1 protein-coding gene and 1 pseudogene are annotated in these 704 nt (G+C 46.3%); one reads left to right on the top strand and one right to left on the bottom strand.

The window, feature by feature from the left end:
* A pseudogene (locus R7Q09_RS25710) lies at window positions 1-268 on the top strand (LysR family transcriptional regulator); the annotation flags it as partial.
* A gap of 77 nt (window positions 269-345) precedes the next feature.
* On the opposite strand, the gene R7Q09_RS25715 reads toward R7Q09_RS25710, so the two are convergent.
* Window positions 346-704 (bottom strand): transketolase-like TK C-terminal-containing protein (locus R7Q09_RS25715; RefSeq protein ID WP_318143887.1); only part of this gene is annotated, 359 nt, incomplete at its 5' end.

The following is a 704-nucleotide window of genomic DNA, read 5'->3' on the forward strand; positions in this document are numbered from 1 at the left end:
AGAACCATTTGTCAGCCGACTCTATAGCGACAACATTGCTATGCAGATCGATAGTATCGCCAACGGACACGGCATTGGTCTCTTGCCAACTTGGACTGCACAAGGGTATGAGAAACATCACCCCGGCCGTATCACCCCATGCCTTGAAGGCTGGCTTTCAGAGCCAATAACGATCAACTGTTATACACCAGCAGGGCGTCATCCTCTTCGCTTATCCGTACTGCTTGAAGATATTCACCAAAGTATTCCGCTAGATTGGAAATATTGAGACAAATAAAAAGGCCATCAACATGATGGCCTTTTCTCACAACCGCTCAACAGAGCCGGTTTAAACAACTGTCTCGATTACGCTAGTAGTTCTTTTGCTGTGTTCACTACGTTTTCTACAGTGAAACCAAACATTTCGAACAACTGGTCAGCAGGTGCAGATTCACCGAATGTTGTCATACCGATGATGCGACCGTCGAAACCTACGTACTTGTACCAGAAGTCTGCGATGCCCGCTTCAATAGCGATACGTGCTGTTACGTCTGATGGTAGAACTGCTTCACGGTAAGCTGCGTCTTGTTTGTCGAATGCATCTGTTGATGGCATTGAAACAACGCGTACTTTCTTACCTTCTGCTGTTAGTTGTTCAGCGGCTTTCACTGCTAACTCAACTTCAGAACTTGTTGCGATTAGGATTAGCTCAGGTTTGCCATCGC

This window comes from Vibrio sp. 2130-1 (assembly GCF_033339515.1).